We start from the raw sequence: 16,044 nt of genomic DNA on the forward strand, positions 1-16,044 counted from the left end.
GAAGGGCGTGGAGAAGCTGTGACCGCCGAGAACGCCGTCGGCCTGGTCCTGGCCGTTCTCCTGATCGCCTTCCTGATCGCCGCCCTCGTGTACCCGGAGCGCTTCTAGTGAGTACGACCGTCGCGGGGATCTGCTTCGTCGCGTCCCTCGCGCTCGCCGTGGCCGTGATCTACCGGCCGCTCGGCGACCACATGTACCGCGTGTACACCGGCACCCGGCACGCGCGGCCCGAACGGCTGGTCTACCGGCTGATCGGGGTCCGCCCCGAGACCGAGCAGACGTGGGGCGTGTACGCCCGCAGCGTGCTGGCGTTCTCGGTGGTGAGCGTGCTGTTCCTGTACCTGTTCCAGCGCGTGCAGGATCGCCTGCTGCTGTCGCTGGGGTTCGCGCCCGTCAAGCCCGACCAGGCGTGGAACACCGCCGTCAGCTTCGTCACCAACACCAACTGGCAGTCCTACTCGGGCGAGTCGACGATGGGCCACCTGGTCCAGATGGCCGGCCTCGCGGTGCAGAACTTCGTGTCGGCGGCCGTCGGCATGGCCGTCGCGATCGCGCTGGTGCGCGGGTTCGCCCGCAGGAAGTCCGAGCACCTCGGCAACTTCTGGGTGGACCTGGTGCGCGGCACGCTGCGGATCCTGCTGCCCATCGCCTTCGCCGGCGCGATCGTGCTGGTCGCGGGCGGCGTCGTGCAGAACTTCTGGGACGCCGGCCACCACACCGTCACCACGCTCACCGGCGGCCGGCAGGCCGTCACCGGCGGGCCGGTGGCGAGCCAGGAGGTCATCAAGGAGCTCGGCACCAACGGCGGCGGGTTCTACAACGCCAACTCCGCGCACCCGTTCGAGAACCCGACGTCCTGGACGAACTGGTTCGAGATCCTGCTCATCCTCGCCATCCCGTTCGCGCTCTGCCGCACCTTCGGCCGCATGGTCGGGCAGAACCGGCAGGGCTACGCGATCCTCGCCGTGATGAGCACGATCGCGCTGGCCAGCGTCGCGCTCACCAACGCTTTCCAGCTCATGCACCACGGCACCGTCCCGATGGCGGTCGGCGCCGCGAGCGAGGGCGTCGAGGCGCGGTTCGGCGTCGCGAACTCCGCGACGTTCGCCGCCGCGACGACGCTGACGTCGACGGGCGCCGTGGACTCCTTCCACGACTCCTACACGAGCCTCGGCGGCATGATGACGATGCTGAACATGATGCTCGGCGAGGTCGCGCCCGGCGGCACCGGCTCGGGCCTGTACGGGATGCTCGTGCTCGCCGTCATCACGGTGTTCGTCGCCGGGCTGATGGTCGGCCGCACCCCCGAGTACCTCGGCAAGAAGATCGGCTCGCGCGAGATCAAGTTCGCCTCGCTGTACTTCCTCACCACCCCGATCCTGGTGCTCGTCGGCACCGCCGCCGCCATGGCCACCGAGAGCGGCCGGGCCGGGATGCTGAACGGCGGCGCGCACGGCTTCGGCGAGGTCCTCTACGCCTTCACCTCGGCGTCCAACAACAACGGGTCGGCGTTCGCCGGCCTCACCGTGAACACCGTCTGGTACGACACCGCGCTCGGCCTCTGCATGGCCCTCGGCCGGTTCCTGCCGATCGTGTTCGTGCTCGCCCTCGCCGGGTCGCTGGCCCGCCAGGGCACGACCCCCGCCTCGGAGGGGACGCTGCCGACGCACCGGCCGCTGTTCGTCGGCATGGTCGTCGGCGTGACGGTCGTGCTCGTCGCGCTGACCTTCCTCCCCGCCCTCGCCCTCGGCCCGCTCGCGGAAGGACTGACCTCATGACCACCCAGACCGCCCCGGCGCCCGGCACGGCGCCCCGGCCGCCCCGGACGGGCCCGGTGCGCGGCGGGCTGCTCGACCCCGCCCAGCTCGCCCGGTCCCTGCCGGACGCGGTGCGCAAGCTCGACCCGCGGACGCTGTGGCGCAACCCGGTGATGCTCATCGTGGAGGTCGGCGCGGTGTGGAGCACCGTGCTCGCCGCCGCGCACCCGTCCTGGTTCGGCTGGCTGACGGTGGTGTGGCTCTGGCTCACCGTGCTGTTCGCCAACCTCGCCGAGGCCGTCGCCGAGGGGCGCGGCAAGGCGCAGGCCGACGCGCTGCGCCGGGCCAGGACGGACGCCGTCGCGCGCCGCCTGCTCGACGGCGGCGGCGAGGAGCGGGTCGGCGCGTCCGAGCTGCGCCGGGGCGACCTGGTCGTGGTGGAGGCCGGCGAGACCGTCCCCGGCGACGGCGACGTCGTCGAGGGCATCGCCAGCGTGGACGAGTCGGCCATCACCGGCGAGTCCGCGCCCGTCATCCGCGAGTCCGGCGGCGACCGCTCGGCCGTCACCGGCGGCACCCGGGTGCTGTCGGACCGGATCGTCGTGAAGATCACCCAGGGGCCGGGGGAGGGCTTCGTCGACCGGATGATCGCGCTGGTCGAGGGCGCGCACCGGCAGCGGACGCCCAACGAGATCGCGCTGAACATCCTGCTGGCCGCGCTCACCGTCATCTTCCTGCTGGCGGTCGCGACGCTCCAGCCGATGGCGATCTTCGCGCGGGGCGCGAACCCCGGCGTCGCCGACTCGCTCGCGCTGGGCGCGGGCGGCGTCTCGGGCATCGTCCTCGTGGCGCTGCTGGTCTGCCTCATCCCGACGACGATCGGGGCGCTGCTGTCGGCCATCGGCATCGCCGGCATGGACCGCCTCGTGCAGCGCAACGTCCTCGCGATGAGCGGCCGCGCCGTCGAGGCGGCCGGCGACGTCGACACGCTGCTGCTCGACAAGACCGGCACGATCACCCTCGGCAACCGGCAGGCCGCCGCGTTCCTGCCGGTGGAGGGCGTCACCGGCGCCGAGCTCGCGGGCGCGGCGCAGCTGTCCAGCCTCGCCGACGAGACGCCCGAGGGACGCTCGGTCGTGGTGTTCGCCAAGGAGCGGTACGGCCTGCGCGAGCGCGGCACCGGCGAGCTCGACGGCGCGACGTTCGTGCCGTTCACCGCGACGACCCGGATGAGCGGCGTGGACCTGCCCGGCGGGCGCGAGATCCGCAAGGGCGCGGCGTCGGCGGTCATGGCGTGGGCCGGCGAGGTCCCCGACGGCCTCGGCGCGCTCGTGGACGGCGTCTCGGCCTCCGGCGGCACCCCGCTGGTGGTGGGGGAGCGGTCCGGCGGCCGCACCCGCGTGCTCGGCGTCGTCCACCTGAAGGACGTCGTCAAGCAGGGCATGCGCGAGCGGTTCGCCGAGATGCGCCGGATGGGCATCCGCACCGTCATGATCACCGGGGACAACCCGCTGACCGCCAAGGCCATCGCCGACGAGGCGGGGGTGGACGACTTCCTCGCCGAGGCCCGCCCCGAGGACAAGCTCGCCCTGATCCGCAAGGAGCAGGCGGGCGGCCGGCTCGTCGCGATGACCGGCGACGGCACCAACGACGCGCCCGCGCTCGCGCAGGCCGACGTCGGCGTGGCGATGAACACCGGCACCTCGGCCGCCAAGGAGGCCGGGAACATGGTGGACCTGGACTCCGACCCGACCAAGCTCATCGAGATCGTCGGGATCGGCAAGCAGCTCCTCATCACCCGCGGCGCGCTCACCACCTTCTCCATCGCCAACGACGTCGCCAAGTACTTCGCGATCATCCCGGCGCTGTTCGTGGCGCTCTACCCGGGCCTGGACGCGCTCAACGTCATGCGGCTGCACAGCCCGCAGTCGGCGATCCTGTCCGCCGTCGTGTTCAACGCCCTGGTCATCGTGGCGCTGATCCCGCTCGCGCTGCGCGGCGTCCGGTACCGGGCCGCCGCGGCGTCGCGGCTGCTCGGCCGCAACCTGTCCCTCTACGGCCTCGGCGGGATCGCGGCCCCCTTCATCGGCATCAAGATCATCGACCTGGTGATCCAGTTCCTTCCGGGGATGTCCTGACATGCACCTGCCCACCTGGATCCGCCGCCACCTCGCGGCGCTCCGCGCCCTGCTCGTCCTCACCGCCGTGCTCGGCGTCGCCTACCCGCTCGCCGTCCTCGCCGTCGCCCAGCTCCCGGGCCTGCACGGCAAGGCGAACGGCTCGCTCGTGTCGGCCGGCGGCCGGACCGCCGGCAGCTCGCTGATCGGCCAGTCGTTCACCGACAAGGACGGGAACCCGGTCAAGAAGTACTTCCAGAGCCGCCCGTCGAACGCCGGCGACGGCTACGACCCGACGTCCACCGCCGCCGGCAACCTCGGCCCCGAGAGCGTCGTCGACGCCGAGGACGCGCCGAGCCTGCTCACCCAGGTCTGCCAGCGCAGCAAGGCCGTCGGCGAGCTGGAGGGCGTGGACGGCGCGCGCCCGTACTGCACGCCCGGCGGCGTCGGCGCCGTCCTCGCGGTGTTCGGGCCGCGCGACGCCGCGGGGAAGGTCGCGCACCCGACCCGCGTCGTCAGCGTCAACGAGCGCACCGGCGCGCCGTTCACCGCGACCTACGAGGGCGTGCGCGTCGAGCTCGGCCGCGACGGCGAGGACTACGCCGCCGGCCTGATCATCCCGGTGCGCGGCGGCGCGCCCGCGCACCCGGCGGTGCCCGCCGACGCCGTCACCGCCAGCGGCAGCGGCCTCGACCCGCACATCTCCCAGGCGTACGCCGAGATCCAGGTGAAACGGGTCGCCGCCGAACGCGGCCTGACCACCGCTCAGGTGCAGAGGCTCGTGGACGCGCACACCACCGGCCGCGCCGCCGGGTTCATGGGCGAGCCCGCCGTCAACGTGCTGGAGCTGAACCTCGCGCTGGACGCGCGATGACGGCCCGGGGGCGGCTGCGGATCTACCTCGGGGCCGCCCCCGGGGTCGGCAAGACCTACGCCATGCTCGGCGAGGCGCACCGCCGCGCCGAGCGCGGCACCGACGTCGTCGTCGGGCTCGTGGAGACCCACGGGCGGCCCCGCACCGCCGCGCTGCTGGAGGGCCTGGAGGTCCTGCCGCGCCGGGACGCCGAGTACCGGGGCGCGCGCTTCGCCGAGCTGGACGTCGACGCGGTGCTCCGGCGGCGCCCGGACGTCGTCCTGGTGGACGAGCTCGCGCACACCAACGTCCCCGGCGGCCGGAACGAGAAGCGCTGGCAGGACGTGCGGGAGATCCTGGCCGCCGGGATCGACGTCGTCACCACCGTCAACGTCCAGCACCTGGAGTCGGTCAACGACGTCGTCGAGCAGATCACCGGCGTGCCGCAGCGCGAGACCGTCCCGGACGCGGTGGTGCGCGGCGCCGACCAGGTCGAGCTGGTCGACATGGCGCCCGAGGCGCTGCGCCGCCGGATGGCGCACGGCAACGTGTACGCCCCCGAGCGGATCGACGCGGCGCTCGGCAACTACTTCCGGGTCGGGAACCTGACCGCGCTCCGCGAGCTCGCGCTGCTCTGGCTCGCCGGGAAGGTCGACGACCAGCTCGGCCGGTACCGGGCCGAGCACGGCATCCGCGGCACCTGGGAGGCGCGCGAGCGCGTCGTCGTCGCGCTGACCGGCGGCCCCGAGGGCGACACGCTGATCCGCCGCGCCGCCCGCATCGCGGGCCGCAACAAGGGCGCCGACCTGCTGGCGGTGCACGTCACCCGCAGCGACGGCCTGACCGACGCCGCGCCCGCCGAGCTCACCCGCCAGCGGGTGCTGGTGGAGAGCCTCGGCGGCAGCTACCACCAGGTCGTCGGCGCGAACGTGCCGGACGCGCTGCTGGACTTCGCGCGCGGCGCCAACGCCACGCAGCTCGTCCTCGGCGCGTCGCGGCGCGGCCGGCTCGCGCAGCTCTTCTCGCGCGGCGTCGGCGTGACCACCACGGCCCGCTCCGGCGCGATCGACGTGCACCTGGTCACCCATTCCGAGGCCGGGCAGGGCCGCCGGTGGAAGGCGCTGCGCACCGCGTGGGGCGTCCCGGCGCGGCGCCGCGACGCCGGGTTCGGGCTGGCCGCGGTGCTGCTGCCGCTGCTGACGTGGCTGCTGCACCTGGCGGACGGCGCGCTGTCGCTGACCAGCGACATCCTGCTGTTCCAGGCCGCCGTCGTCGGCGTCGCGCTGTTCGGCGGCCTGTACCCGGCGCTGTTCGCCGCCGTCGGCGGGTCGCTGCTGCTGAACTACTACTTCACGCCGCCCATCGGCCGGTTCACCGTGCAGAGCCCCGAGGCGCTGCTGCAACTGGGGATCTACGTCGTCGTCGGCGTGACCGTCAGCACCATCGTGGACGTCGTCGCCCGGCGCGGCCGGGAGGCGGCGCGGGCCCGCGCCGAGGCCGAGACGCTGTCGACGCTCGCGGGCGACATCCTGCGCGGCGACGAGCGGGTCCTCGCCGCGATCCTGGACCGGCTGCGCGAGACGTTCGGGCTCGTGTCGGTCGCGCTGCTGGAGGACGGCGAGGTCGTCGCGTCCGCCGGCGAGGCGGGCCCCGGCACCTGCGAGTCGGAGGTGCCGGTGGACGACGCCCTGGTCCTCGTCCTGCGCGGCCGCCCCGTCCCGGCCGCCGCCCAGCGCGTGGTGGAGGCGTTCGCCGCGCAGGCCGCCGTCGCGCTCCGCCAGAGCCGCCTCGCCGCCGAGGCGGACCGCGCGGCGCCCCTCGCCGCCGCCGACCGGATGCGCACCGCGCTGCTGAACGCCGTCTCGCACGACCTGCGCACCCCGCTCGCGTCGGCCAAGGCCGCCGTCGAGAGCCTGCGCAGCCGCGAGGTGGTGTGGAGCGACCACGACCGCGCCGAGCTCACCGCGACCGCCGCCGAGTCCCTGGAGCGCCTGGACCGGCTCGTCGCGAACCTGCTGGACATGAGCCGCCTCCAGGCGGGCGCGCTCGGCGTGGCGGTGCGCCCGCTCGCCGCCGGCGACGTCGTCCCGGCCGCCCTCGCCGACCTCGGCGGCCCCGACGTGCGGATCGCCGTGCCGGACGGGCTGCCCGAGCTGCTCGCCGACCCCGCGCTGCTGGAGCGGGTGCTGTCCAACCTCATCGGCAACGCCGTCCGGCACGCCCCGCCCGGCGTCCCGGCGCTCGTCACCGCGAGCGCCCACGCCGGGCGGGTGGAGCTGCGCGTCGTGGACCGCGGGCCGGGCGTCCCGCCCGCCGACCGCGACCGGGTGTTCGAGCCGTTCCAGCGCCTGGACGACCGCGACAACGGCGGCGCCGGCCTCGGCCTCGCCCTGTCGCGCGGCCTCGCCGAGGCGATGGGCGGCTCCCTCGGGATGGAGGAGACGCCGGGCGGCGGCCTCACCATGATCGTCGACCTGCCCGCCGCCCCGCCCCCGGACGGGATAATGCGGGCATGCCACTCGGAACCGTCGTCCTCACCGGAGCCGCCGGGCGCATCGGATCGCGCCTGAGGGAGCCCCTGCACGCCGCCGCCGGCCGGCTGGTCTCGGTCGACCGCGCCGACCTGCCGCCCGGCCCCGGCGACGAGACCCACGTCGCCGACCTCGCCGACACCGCCACCGTCGCCGGGCTGATCGGCGGCGCGGACGCGGTCGTCCACCTGGCGGGCGTCCCCGACGAGGCGCCGCTGGAGGACCTGGTCGCGGGCAACGTCCTCGGCACCCACCACGTCCTGGAGGCCGCCCGCCGCACCGGCGTGCCGCGCGTGGTGATCGCCAGCAGCAACCGCCTCACCGGCTTCCACCCGATGTCGCAGACGCTGGACGCCACCGCGCTCCCGCGCCCCGACGGCCTGTACGGCGCCAGCAAGGTCGCCGTCGAGGCCCTCGGCAGCCTGTACGCCGACAAGTTCGGCCTGGACGTGGTGTGCCTGCGCATCGGCACCTTCGAGCCCGAGCCGAGCGAGCCCCGCTCCCTCGCGACCTGGCTCAGCCCCCGCGACTGCGCCGGGTTCGTCATCGCCGCGCTCACCGTCCCGTCGCCGGGCTTCCTCGTCTCCTACGCCGTGTCGGCCAACGCCCGGTCGTTCTGGAAGGTCAGCGAGGAGCTCGGGTACCGCCCGCAGGACGACGCCGAGACCTACGCCGGCCACTTCCCGGGCGCCGACGCCTACTTCGCGGCCCCGCGCCCCCAGGGCGACACGCTCGCCTCCCCGGAATTCACCCTCCCGCACCTGCGCTAGAGAAGATCATGACGACCGAGATCCTGCACTACGCGGCCTTCACCGGCGACCCGGCGGGCGGCAACCGCGCCGGCGTCGTGCTGGACGCCGCCGGCCTCGACGAGGGCGCGATGCTCGCCATCGCCGCCGGCGTCGGCTACTCCGAGACCGCCTTCCTCACCGCCCCGCCCGCCGGCCTGGGGGAGGAGGGCCGCGCCTTCACCATCCGCTACTACAGCCCCAAGGTCGAGGTGCCGTTCTGCGGCCACGCCACCGTCGCGGCCGCCGTCGCGCTCGGCGAGCGCCTCGGCCCGGGGGCGTTCACCTTCGCGGCGCGGCCGGGGACGGTGCCCGTCGAGGTGGCCGGGGGCCCGGACGGCGCGCTCGCCGCCACCCTCACCAGCGTCGAGCCGCACACCGAGGACGCCGACGGCGTGGACGAGGCGCTCGCCGCGCTCGGCTGGGCGGCGTCCGACCTGGACCCCGCGATCCCGCCGCGCGTCGCCTACGCGGGCTCGCGCCACCTGGTGCTCGCCGCCGCCACCCGCGAGCGCCTCGCCGACCTGGACTACGACTTCGACCGGCTGCTCGCCTACTGCGCCGCCCGCGACCTGGTCACCCTCCAGCTCGTCTGGCGCGAGTCGGCGGACGTCTACCACGCGCGCGACCCGTTCCCCGTGGGCGGCGTCGTCGAGGACCCGGCGACCGGCTCGGCGGCGCTCGCGCTCGGCGCCTACCTGCGCGAGCTCGGCCTCGCCGGGCCGGGCGTCCTCACCCTGCACCAGGGCGACGACCTCGGCCGCCCCGGCGTCCTCACCGTCGAGCTGCGCGACGGCGACCCGCGCGTGCGCGTCACCGGCGCCGCCGTGCCGCTTCTCGCCATCTGAAATAAATCGCGGCGGCCCCTGAACCGCAGGGAAATGTCGGCTGAAACGCGGCACGCCGCCACTTCTCGCAGCACGTCCCGCTGCGGGGGGATTATCGCCCGGCAGGTGAAATGGCGCCGGTGGAGAAAGCGCCATAATCACCGGCGGCTCCATTTTTCGCCGATCACGGTGCGCGCACGCGAAAGACTTTCGTGTCGCCGCAGGAATTGACGGGCGTCATGACTCCCTGTATTCATTCGGATGCGACAAGTCACTCCCTGTCGATCGCGACGGGGTCCGAGGATGAAAGGAAGTGCCATGAAGGCTTTCTCCAACGCCGACCTGGCCGCCCTCACCGGTGAGGTCCTGCCCGAGCGCGCCGTGCTGTCCACCCTGATGGCGGGCGGCGGCGACTCCTACAACAACAACAACGGCGCCGGCGGCCTGGGCCTCGACCAGGGCTCGACCATCGTCACCAACGCCTGCCAGAGCAACATCAGCCGCCCCGACGCGGGTCTGCTGCAGCTCGTCGGCCTGCACGCGCAGAACGACACCTCGTCGTTCGTGTGCCAGCCGGGCAGCGTGGCCTCCGGTCACTGACCGGACTGACGCCGGTCCCGCGGTGCGGCGCGTGCGCCCGCGGGATCCGGTGCTGAGCGGGAGGGGTCGCCCGAGGCGGCCCCTCCCGTTCGGCCCGCCGGACGCGCGGGCCGCCGGCGACGACGAGTGATTTCCCGGGAGCAGTGATGGACAGCCGCAAGAAGAGATCTTTCAGTGACGAGGAGCTCGGGCGCCTGGAAGGCGAGCTCCTTCCGGAGCGGGCGCTGATGTCGCTGGTGCCGGTCATGACCGGTCCGCGAAAGAACGCGCAGGTCTTCTACGCCTGCCAGTACACCCGCCAAGAGGGCACTCCGGGAATCCTGGGAACCGGGATCCTGGCCCAGGGGGCCAGCAGCAGCACCACCTGCGTCCCCGGCGTCGTCGTCGTCCGCTGAACCGTCCGGCCCGCCGCGACGCGGCCGGCCACACCCCCGGAGAGCGCCCATGAGCGTGCAGGAAACCGCGACCGGCGCGCCGCCCCGGCCGCCGCTGACCCTCCCCGCCCTGGTGGAGGGCGCCGAGCTGATCGGGGAGTACCAGAACTCGGGGTACCGGGAGGCGCCGCACCTGGTGCGGCTGCCCAACGCGCAGCTCGTCCGCCTCCCGCCCCTCCTCTACATGGTGGCCCGCGCCCTGCCCGAGCGGTCGGCGCCCGGCGCCGCGCGCGACCCGGCGGCCGTGCTGGCGGAGGTCGCCGCCCGCGTCAGCCGCGAGGCGGGCGCCCGCCTCACCGCCGACCAGGTGCTGTACCTGGTCGACGCCAAGCTCGCCCCCCTCGGCGTGACGTCCTACAGCGACGGGACGGCGGCGCCCGTCGTCAAGGCCAACCCCTTCCTCGGGCTGCGGTTCCGGACGGCCGTCCTGCCCGCGTCGGCGACCTGGCGGCTCGGCGGCCTGTTCTCCTGGCTGTTCCACCCCGCCGCGATCGCCGCCGTCCTCGCCGCCTTCCTGGCCTGCGAGGGGTGGCTCGTCGCCACCCAGTCGCTGGAGCAGGCGCTGACGCGCGTCGTCATGGCGCCGTTCAGCATCCTGCTGGTCCTCGCGCTGTCGATGGCCTCGTGCGTCTTCCACGAGATCGGGCACTGCACCGCCTGCCGCCGCGGCGGGGTGCGGCCCGGCGTGATGGGCTGCGGCATCTACCTGGTGTGGCCGGCGTTCTACACCGACATCACCGAGTCCTACCGGCTGGACCGCGCCGGGCGCCTCCGCACCGACCTCGGCGGCGTCTACTTCAACGCCGTCTTCGTGCTCGCGCTCACCGCCGCCTACGTCGCGACCGGCTACCAGCCGCTGCTCGTCGCCATCGTCTACGTCAACATCGAGATCATGCAGCAGCTCATGCCGACGCTGCGGTTCGACGGCTACTACATCATCTCCGACCTCGTCGGCATCCCCGACCTGTTCAAGTACATCGGCCCGATCCTGCGCCGCGCCGTGCTGCGCCGCCCCGACGCGCGGCTGCGCGTCCTGAAGCGGCGGCCGAAGCTCGTCGTCGCCTGCTGGGTCCTGGTCATCGTGCCGCTGCTCATCGGGCAGCTCGCGGTGATGCTGACGCACGTGCCCGACCTCGTGCGGTCGGACCTCGGGATGATGGAGAGCCTGGTCGCCAGGGCCGCCGCGGACGCCGGCCCGCTGGAGCTGGTCGCGTCCGGACTCCAGCTCGTCCTGCTGGTCCTGCCCCTGGCGGGCCTGGTCCTGCTGGGCTGCCAGCTCCTCCGCTGGCTGGCCCGCCGCGCCACCGCCCTCGTCCGCGGCCTCCTCACCCCCCACCCCGGCACCCACACCGCGCACTGACGGCTGACCGCTTCCAGCCAGCGCGGTTCCGCGGTTCCGGTTGAGAGTGTCGCCGCACGAGCGCACACTGTGACCAGTGCCCCCGCCCTGGCAGAAGACGGGGAGCGGTGTGCGCGAAAAGGACGAGGCCACCATCGCGGTGCTCGGGGCGCCGAGGTCGGGGAAGACCACCTACCAGCTCGCGCTGCTCGCGGGCATGACGGCCGTCGGCGGGCGGTTCTCGCTCCACGCCCACCACGAGGACGGCGTCGACATGTTCGGCCGGTGGCAGGCGATCGTCGACGGCGGGCAGGTCGACGTCACCGACGCCGCCCCGGTGCGGCGCGTGTTCACCTTCTCCCGGGGGCTGGTCCCGCTGACCGACGTCCGCTGGACCGACTTCCGGGGCGGAGCGCTCGACACGAAGGGCGGGCCGGGAGGCGCCTCCGACACCGCCGAGCTGTACGAGGAGCTGGCCCGCGCCGACTGCGTCTTCGTCATGTTGAGCGGCGAGCACTTCCGGCGCCCCGCCGGGCGCCGGCCGGGCGCGGAACTGCTCGGCGAGACGCGGGCGCACCAGATCTCCCGCTTGATCACCATGACGTGCACCCGCCGCCACGAGGCCGCCCTGCCGCTGCCCGCCCTCGCCCTGCTGGTCACCAAGGCCGACCTGGTGGACTGGGAGGAGCGCGCCGTCGGGGACGTGGTCGAGGAGCTGCGCACGCTCCTGCCCGTCGCCTTCGGCGCGGGGACGCGCACGGCCGTCTGCCGCGTGAGCGCCGGGCCTCTCAACGGCACGGGGCAGGGCCCGGCCCAGCGGGGCTCGGCCGCGCCGAGCGGCGTCCACCTGCCGCTGCTGTTCGCGCTCGCCGAGCACTACCGGACCCGCGCCATCCGGCTGGAGGAGCGGCTGGCCGCGAGCGCCCTCCGCCAGGAACAGATCGGGCGCGAGCTGGCCGAGCTGTCGCCCCGCTCCCGCTGGCCGCGCGACCGCAGGCACGGCGACCTGCAACAGGAACTCGCGCGGATCGGCCGGGAACGAGCCGGCGACCGCGCGTGGGCGGACCGCCACCGCGCCGAGCGGCGGGCGCTCCTGCCCGCCCTCAAGGCCGTCGCGATGTTCCAGGACGGCCGCCCCGTCGCATCCGGGGAGCAGGAGGATGGCTGAGCCGGGGCCGGGCCGGCTCTGGCGGCCGGTCGTCTACGGGCGGACGCTGCGCGCGGACAGCTGGTGGCGGGTGCGGTCGGAGGGAGCCGACGGCCGCTGGCTGGAGGGCACCGTCCTGGACGCGGTCGCCTCGGGAGCGGGCCTCGCGGACGGGCCGCGCTTCGTGCTGGCCCAGGGCGGCCGCGCGCGCCTGGTCGGCGTCGCCTGCCGGACGCGGGAGATCAGCGGCTCGATGCACGAAGCCGGCGGTCGCGAGCTGTACTGCTTCGTCGGCTGGGTGCGCGACGGCCGTACCGGCGGCCCCGCGTTCGCGGATCTGCGGGAGTCCTGGCGCGCGTGGGCCGGGGAGGTCTACGAGCGGGCGATGGCCCCAGTGTGGGCGGCGACGCCGTTCGAGGCGCAGCGGACCGATCCCGGATCCCCGGTGCCCGCCCCCTGGCCGGAGCGGCCCGCGCCCGCCGCCGGCGCGGCTCCGCCCGCCCCGCCGGTCGCCGTCCCGCCGGAGGACTGGGCCGAGCTCTGGGACCGCGCCCGTGCGGCGCGGGAGGACGGCGCGGTCGTGCTCGGCTGGTCGACGGCCCGCGCGGCCCACCGCACGGCCGGGTCGGTCCGCCTCGGCGTCCGCGATCCCGACGCGCCCCGGCTGGTCGCCGCGCAGCCGACCGGACGGCCGCCGTTCCCCGTGGCGGCGGCCACCGTCGCACTGCTGGTGCTGGTGCTGGTGTTGGGCGGCGCTCTGGCCCTGTCCGGCAGAGGCGGCACCCGCCGGCCCGCGCCGCCACCGCCCGCCTCGGCGAGCCCACCGCCGTCTCCTGCGCCGCCGTCCTCGACCGCCCTGGCACTCGCCCTGGCCAAAGGCGCGCAGGTCGTCGTCGGGACCGGGAGGAAGGGCTCGTTCCTGGACTACGACGGCGCCAAGGTCGCCTCGGGCGAGGACACCGTCGGAACCGCGCTGCCGGAGGGGACGCCGGCGACGCGGCAGGCGTGCGCCGCCGCCCTCGCCACCGCGGCGGGCGCCCTCGCGCCGCGGCCCGCCGCGCCGGGGCCGGCGCTCTGCGTGGCGCTCGGCGGCCAGACCGCCGGCATCACGATCGAGCGCGCCGACCCCGGCCGCACCCTGCACGTGAAGATCGTTTTCTGGCCCGGCTGGACCCGATCGGGGGAGTGATGGACGACGACGAGATCCGCGCCAGGATCAGGACCGCCATGGAGGCGCGCGCCGCGGTCCGCGGGGAGATGCAGGCCCTCACCGAGGGGTGGGACGGCCTGGTGCAGGACTTCGGCGCCCTCATCACCGCCGCCGAGAGCGGTCTCGCCGGCGGTACCGCTCTCGGCGAGACCGTCCGGGACGCCCTCACCGCGTTCCTCGGCACGGGCGACGGCACCGCCGGCGCGCTGCACGAGCGACTGCGCCGGATGGCCGATCCGCTCGGCGCGCTGGCCGCACGCCTCGCGCGCGACTCCCTGCACATCGGCGTCATGGGGGTCACCAAGGCGGGCAAGAGCACACTGCTGCGCACCATCGCGGGGCTGGAGGACCGCGATCCCGAGGTCATCCCGGTCGCCAAGGGCCTCACGTCCACCACCGCCGTCCGCAACCGCATCATCAACAGCGACGATGAGCGCGCGCTGCTGCTCCAGCGCGGCTTCGAGGAGTTCCGCGAGGTCTTCCTCGCGCCTCACCACGAGTACCTGGGCCTGGACGTGCCGCAAACGCTGGAGGGGTACCGGGGCTACCGCTACCCGCCCGGCAAGACCGGCGGGGCGGACTCCAGGTCTCCCGACGAGTGGGAGCTGCTGAAGCGCCTTCGCGGCGTCCACCGCTCCCTGCCCCACTACGAGAAGGACCTTCGGGAGGGGGCGCGGCCGGGGACACCGTCGCGCGAGATCGGCCTGGCCGAGGTCGCGGCCTACGTCTCGTACCCGGGCAAGGGCGAGCCGCACCGCTATCCGGGCCTCCGCGAGGTGTGGATCCATTGCCCCTTCCCGGCTTTCCCCGTGCCCGACGTGGTGCTCGTCGACTTCCCCGGAACGCAGGAGCAGGGCGTGGACGTCGGCTCGCAGTTCCTGCGCGGCCAGGCCAACGAGGTCGACGTGATGCTGCACGTGAAGACGCCGGAGTACCAGCAGAGCCACGACGCCGGCACCGACACCCAGAACCGCCGGCTGATCGAGGACGTCGCGGCCGGGGTGCGGCTCGGCGACTTCATGATGATGGTGTTCAACGATCGGCGGGACAGACCGGTCCTCAACGACGCCGAGTACACCGAGGCGATGCGGCTGAGCAGGGAGGTCCTCGACGGCTACGGCGTCCGCATCGTGCGCACCGATCTGATCGACCGCGACCAGGTCCACCGGTCGGTCCTGGATCCGCTCCTGGCGCACCTGGCGGCCGATCTCGCCGACATGGACCGGCAGGCGGTGCGGGCGGTCCGCGAGCGGGACGGCGCCGACCGGTTGGCCCGGCAGGCGGCGGAGGCCGCCGTCCGGCTCCTGGAAGCGCTCCCCGGCGCCGGGGACGGCGAGCAGCAGTCCCGCATCTACGGGGAGGCCGCCGTGCTCATCGGCGAGCTGCGGCGGGGGATCGCCGAGGTCCGCGACCGCTACTTGCAGATGGTGCTCGATCGCAGGGGGAGCGAGGAGATCGACGCGGCGTCCAAGGCCGCCGCCGAGCGCATCCGCGCGTGGCTGGCGGACGACTTCGAAGGCGACCAGCGGCGCCATATCGAGAACCTCAGCCTGGCCCACCCCGGCTACCCGGCCGGCGACGTGCTCACCCACGCCCGCTTCTTCGTCGCCGACGAGTACCAGAAGCGCATCGACGCGTCGATGGAGGCGGCGATCAAGGGCCTTCAGCAGGGCATCGAGGACACGCTGTGGGAACGGCTGCCGGACGAGGCGCTGCCGGACGAGCGCGGGCTCGCGCCGCTCGCGGCCGCCCTGCGCGCGGGCGGGCGGCCGAATCTCGCCGGGGTCGTCGCCGGCCTGGCCGAACTGGGCGACCGCTACGGGCGCCGCAACCTGTTCCTGCGGGTCGTCGAACCGGTGGTGAGCCTGCATCTGGGCGGGTACGAGCAGGACGGCGCCGGGGGTCGAAAGGCCGCCCCGAGCGCCGGGGCCGACGCTGATGACGTCGACGACGACATCGACGCGCCCGCATGGCGGACGAGGCCCGCCGAGTCGTCCGCCTCGGAGCCCGCCGGGGCGGACGACGGCGTAGGTGAGCCCCACGGCGGGCGGTCGCGCGGCGCGGCGGGGCGGCTCCGGCCCGCCGTCGAGACCGCCGAGACGGACACCGAGACGTTGATCTCCACGCTGCGCGCGGTCGTGGCCGCGACGCTCGACCGGCTGGAGGAAGCACTGGAACGGGAGTCGGAGATCGCCGTCGAGGCGCTGTTCGCGGGCGGCGACCACTTCTTCAACGGCTTCGTCAACGGGGCCGTCGCGTACAGCGAGCTCACCGGCCTGTTCACCTCCGCGCTGGCCGAGCGGCCGCCGGACGAGCGGGCCCGGCGCGGAGCGGACCTGCTCGCCGAGATCGCCCGCCGGGCGGCGGGCGTCCGGGACGGTACCGCGGAGATCGCACGGCGGTGGCCGGGGCCGGAGCCGGAGCCGCAGCCGGGGTGAGCG

At 74.6% G+C, this 16,044-nt stretch carries 13 protein-coding genes; all 13 read left to right on the forward strand.

The window, feature by feature from the left end:
• The first annotated feature begins 18 nt into the window (after positions 1 to 18).
• A complete protein-coding gene (locus K1Y72_RS07445) occupies positions 19 to 108 on the forward strand; it encodes a potassium-transporting ATPase subunit F (protein WP_220164594.1) in 90 nt (29 codons plus the stop codon).
• Entirely contained in the window at positions 108 to 1,778 is a 1,671-nt protein-coding gene (gene kdpA, locus K1Y72_RS07450) for a potassium-transporting ATPase subunit KdpA (protein ID WP_220164596.1), read from the forward strand. Before K1Y72_RS07445 ends, kdpA begins: the two co-directional genes overlap by 1 nt.
• Positions 1,775 to 3,895 carry a potassium-transporting ATPase subunit KdpB gene (gene kdpB / locus K1Y72_RS07455; protein ID WP_220164598.1) on the forward strand — a complete coding sequence of 707 codons (2,121 nt, stop codon included), beginning with the start codon at positions 1,775 to 1,777 and terminating at the stop codon, positions 3,893 to 3,895. The genes kdpA and kdpB overlap by 4 nt, the downstream gene beginning before the upstream one ends.
• A 1-nt stretch (position 3,896) precedes the next feature.
• Positions 3,897 to 4,748 carry a potassium-transporting ATPase subunit C gene (locus tag K1Y72_RS07460; protein WP_220164600.1) on the forward strand — a complete coding sequence of 284 codons (852 nt, stop codon included), beginning with the start codon at positions 3,897 to 3,899 and terminating at the stop codon, positions 4,746 to 4,748.
• Positions 4,745 to 7,297 (forward strand): ATP-binding protein, encoded by a 2,553-nt coding sequence (locus K1Y72_RS07465; RefSeq protein ID WP_220164601.1) that lies wholly within the window; start codon positions 4,745 to 4,747, stop codon positions 7,295 to 7,297. Before K1Y72_RS07460 ends, K1Y72_RS07465 begins: the two co-directional genes overlap by 4 nt.
• Positions 7,240 to 8,028, forward strand: a complete 789-nt coding sequence (locus K1Y72_RS07470; protein ID WP_220164602.1) for an NAD-dependent epimerase/dehydratase family protein — start codon at positions 7,240 to 7,242, stop codon at positions 8,026 to 8,028. The genes K1Y72_RS07465 and K1Y72_RS07470 overlap by 58 nt, the downstream gene beginning before the upstream one ends.
• Before the next feature lie 8 nt (positions 8,029 to 8,036).
• Positions 8,037 to 8,894: a PhzF family phenazine biosynthesis protein gene (locus K1Y72_RS07475; RefSeq protein ID WP_220164603.1), complete on the forward strand. Its 858-nt coding sequence runs from the start codon at positions 8,037 to 8,039 to the stop codon at positions 8,892 to 8,894.
• 297 nt (positions 8,895 to 9,191) lie between these two features.
• On the forward strand, positions 9,192 to 9,473 hold the full coding sequence (locus tag K1Y72_RS07480; RefSeq protein ID WP_220164604.1) for a hypothetical protein: 282 nt from the start codon (positions 9,192 to 9,194) through the stop codon (positions 9,471 to 9,473).
• A gap of 146 nt (positions 9,474 to 9,619) precedes the next feature.
• Positions 9,620 to 9,868, forward strand: coding sequence for a hypothetical protein (locus K1Y72_RS07485; RefSeq protein ID WP_220164605.1), 249 nt, complete (start codon positions 9,620 to 9,622; stop codon positions 9,866 to 9,868).
• 49 nt (positions 9,869 to 9,917) lie between these two features.
• Positions 9,918 to 11,267 carry a hypothetical protein gene (locus tag K1Y72_RS07490; protein ID WP_220164606.1) on the forward strand — a complete coding sequence of 450 codons (1,350 nt, stop codon included), beginning with the start codon at positions 9,918 to 9,920 and terminating at the stop codon, positions 11,265 to 11,267.
• Positions 11,268 to 11,376: 109 nt separating this feature from the next.
• Positions 11,377 to 12,414: a hypothetical protein gene (locus K1Y72_RS07495; protein ID WP_220164607.1), complete on the forward strand. Its 1,038-nt coding sequence runs from the start codon at positions 11,377 to 11,379 to the stop codon at positions 12,412 to 12,414.
• Positions 12,407 to 13,582: a hypothetical protein gene (locus K1Y72_RS07500; protein ID WP_220164609.1), complete on the forward strand. Its 1,176-nt coding sequence runs from the start codon at positions 12,407 to 12,409 to the stop codon at positions 13,580 to 13,582. The genes K1Y72_RS07495 and K1Y72_RS07500 overlap by 8 nt, the downstream gene beginning before the upstream one ends.
• Positions 13,582 to 16,041, forward strand: a complete 2,460-nt coding sequence (locus K1Y72_RS07505; RefSeq protein WP_220164611.1) for a GTPase — start codon at positions 13,582 to 13,584, stop codon at positions 16,039 to 16,041. The genes K1Y72_RS07500 and K1Y72_RS07505 overlap by 1 nt, the downstream gene beginning before the upstream one ends.
• Positions 16,042 to 16,044: the final 3 nt, after the last annotated feature.

This window comes from Actinomadura parmotrematis (assembly GCF_019458805.1).
In the GTDB taxonomy this organism is placed as follows: Bacteria; Actinomycetota; Actinomycetes; order Streptosporangiales; family Streptosporangiaceae; genus Spirillospora; species Spirillospora parmotrematis.

What these genes read in the sequence shown, in the direction of transcription:
- kdpB (WP_220164598.1), top strand. Translation starts at nt 1,775, where the DNA reads ATGACCACCCAGACCGCCCCGGCGCCCGGCACGGCGCCCCGGCCGCCC.
- K1Y72_RS07460 (WP_220164600.1), top strand. Translation starts at nt 3,897, where the DNA reads ATGCACCTGCCCACCTGGATCCGCCGCCACCTCGCGGCGCTCCGCGCC.
- K1Y72_RS07465 (WP_220164601.1), top strand. Translation starts at nt 4,745, where the DNA reads ATGACGGCCCGGGGGCGGCTGCGGATCTACCTCGGGGCCGCCCCCGGG.
- K1Y72_RS07470 (WP_220164602.1), top strand. Translation starts at nt 7,240, where the DNA reads ATGCCACTCGGAACCGTCGTCCTCACCGGAGCCGCCGGGCGCATCGGA.
- K1Y72_RS07475 (WP_220164603.1), top strand. Translation starts at nt 8,037, where the DNA reads ATGACGACCGAGATCCTGCACTACGCGGCCTTCACCGGCGACCCGGCG.
- K1Y72_RS07480 (WP_220164604.1), top strand. Translation starts at nt 9,192, where the DNA reads ATGAAGGCTTTCTCCAACGCCGACCTGGCCGCCCTCACCGGTGAGGTC.
- K1Y72_RS07485 (WP_220164605.1), top strand. Translation starts at nt 9,620, where the DNA reads ATGGACAGCCGCAAGAAGAGATCTTTCAGTGACGAGGAGCTCGGGCGC.
- K1Y72_RS07490 (WP_220164606.1), top strand. Translation starts at nt 9,918, where the DNA reads ATGAGCGTGCAGGAAACCGCGACCGGCGCGCCGCCCCGGCCGCCGCTG.
- K1Y72_RS07500 (WP_220164609.1), top strand. Translation starts at nt 12,407, where the DNA reads ATGGCTGAGCCGGGGCCGGGCCGGCTCTGGCGGCCGGTCGTCTACGGG.
- K1Y72_RS07505 (WP_220164611.1), top strand. Translation starts at nt 13,582, where the DNA reads ATGGACGACGACGAGATCCGCGCCAGGATCAGGACCGCCATGGAGGCG.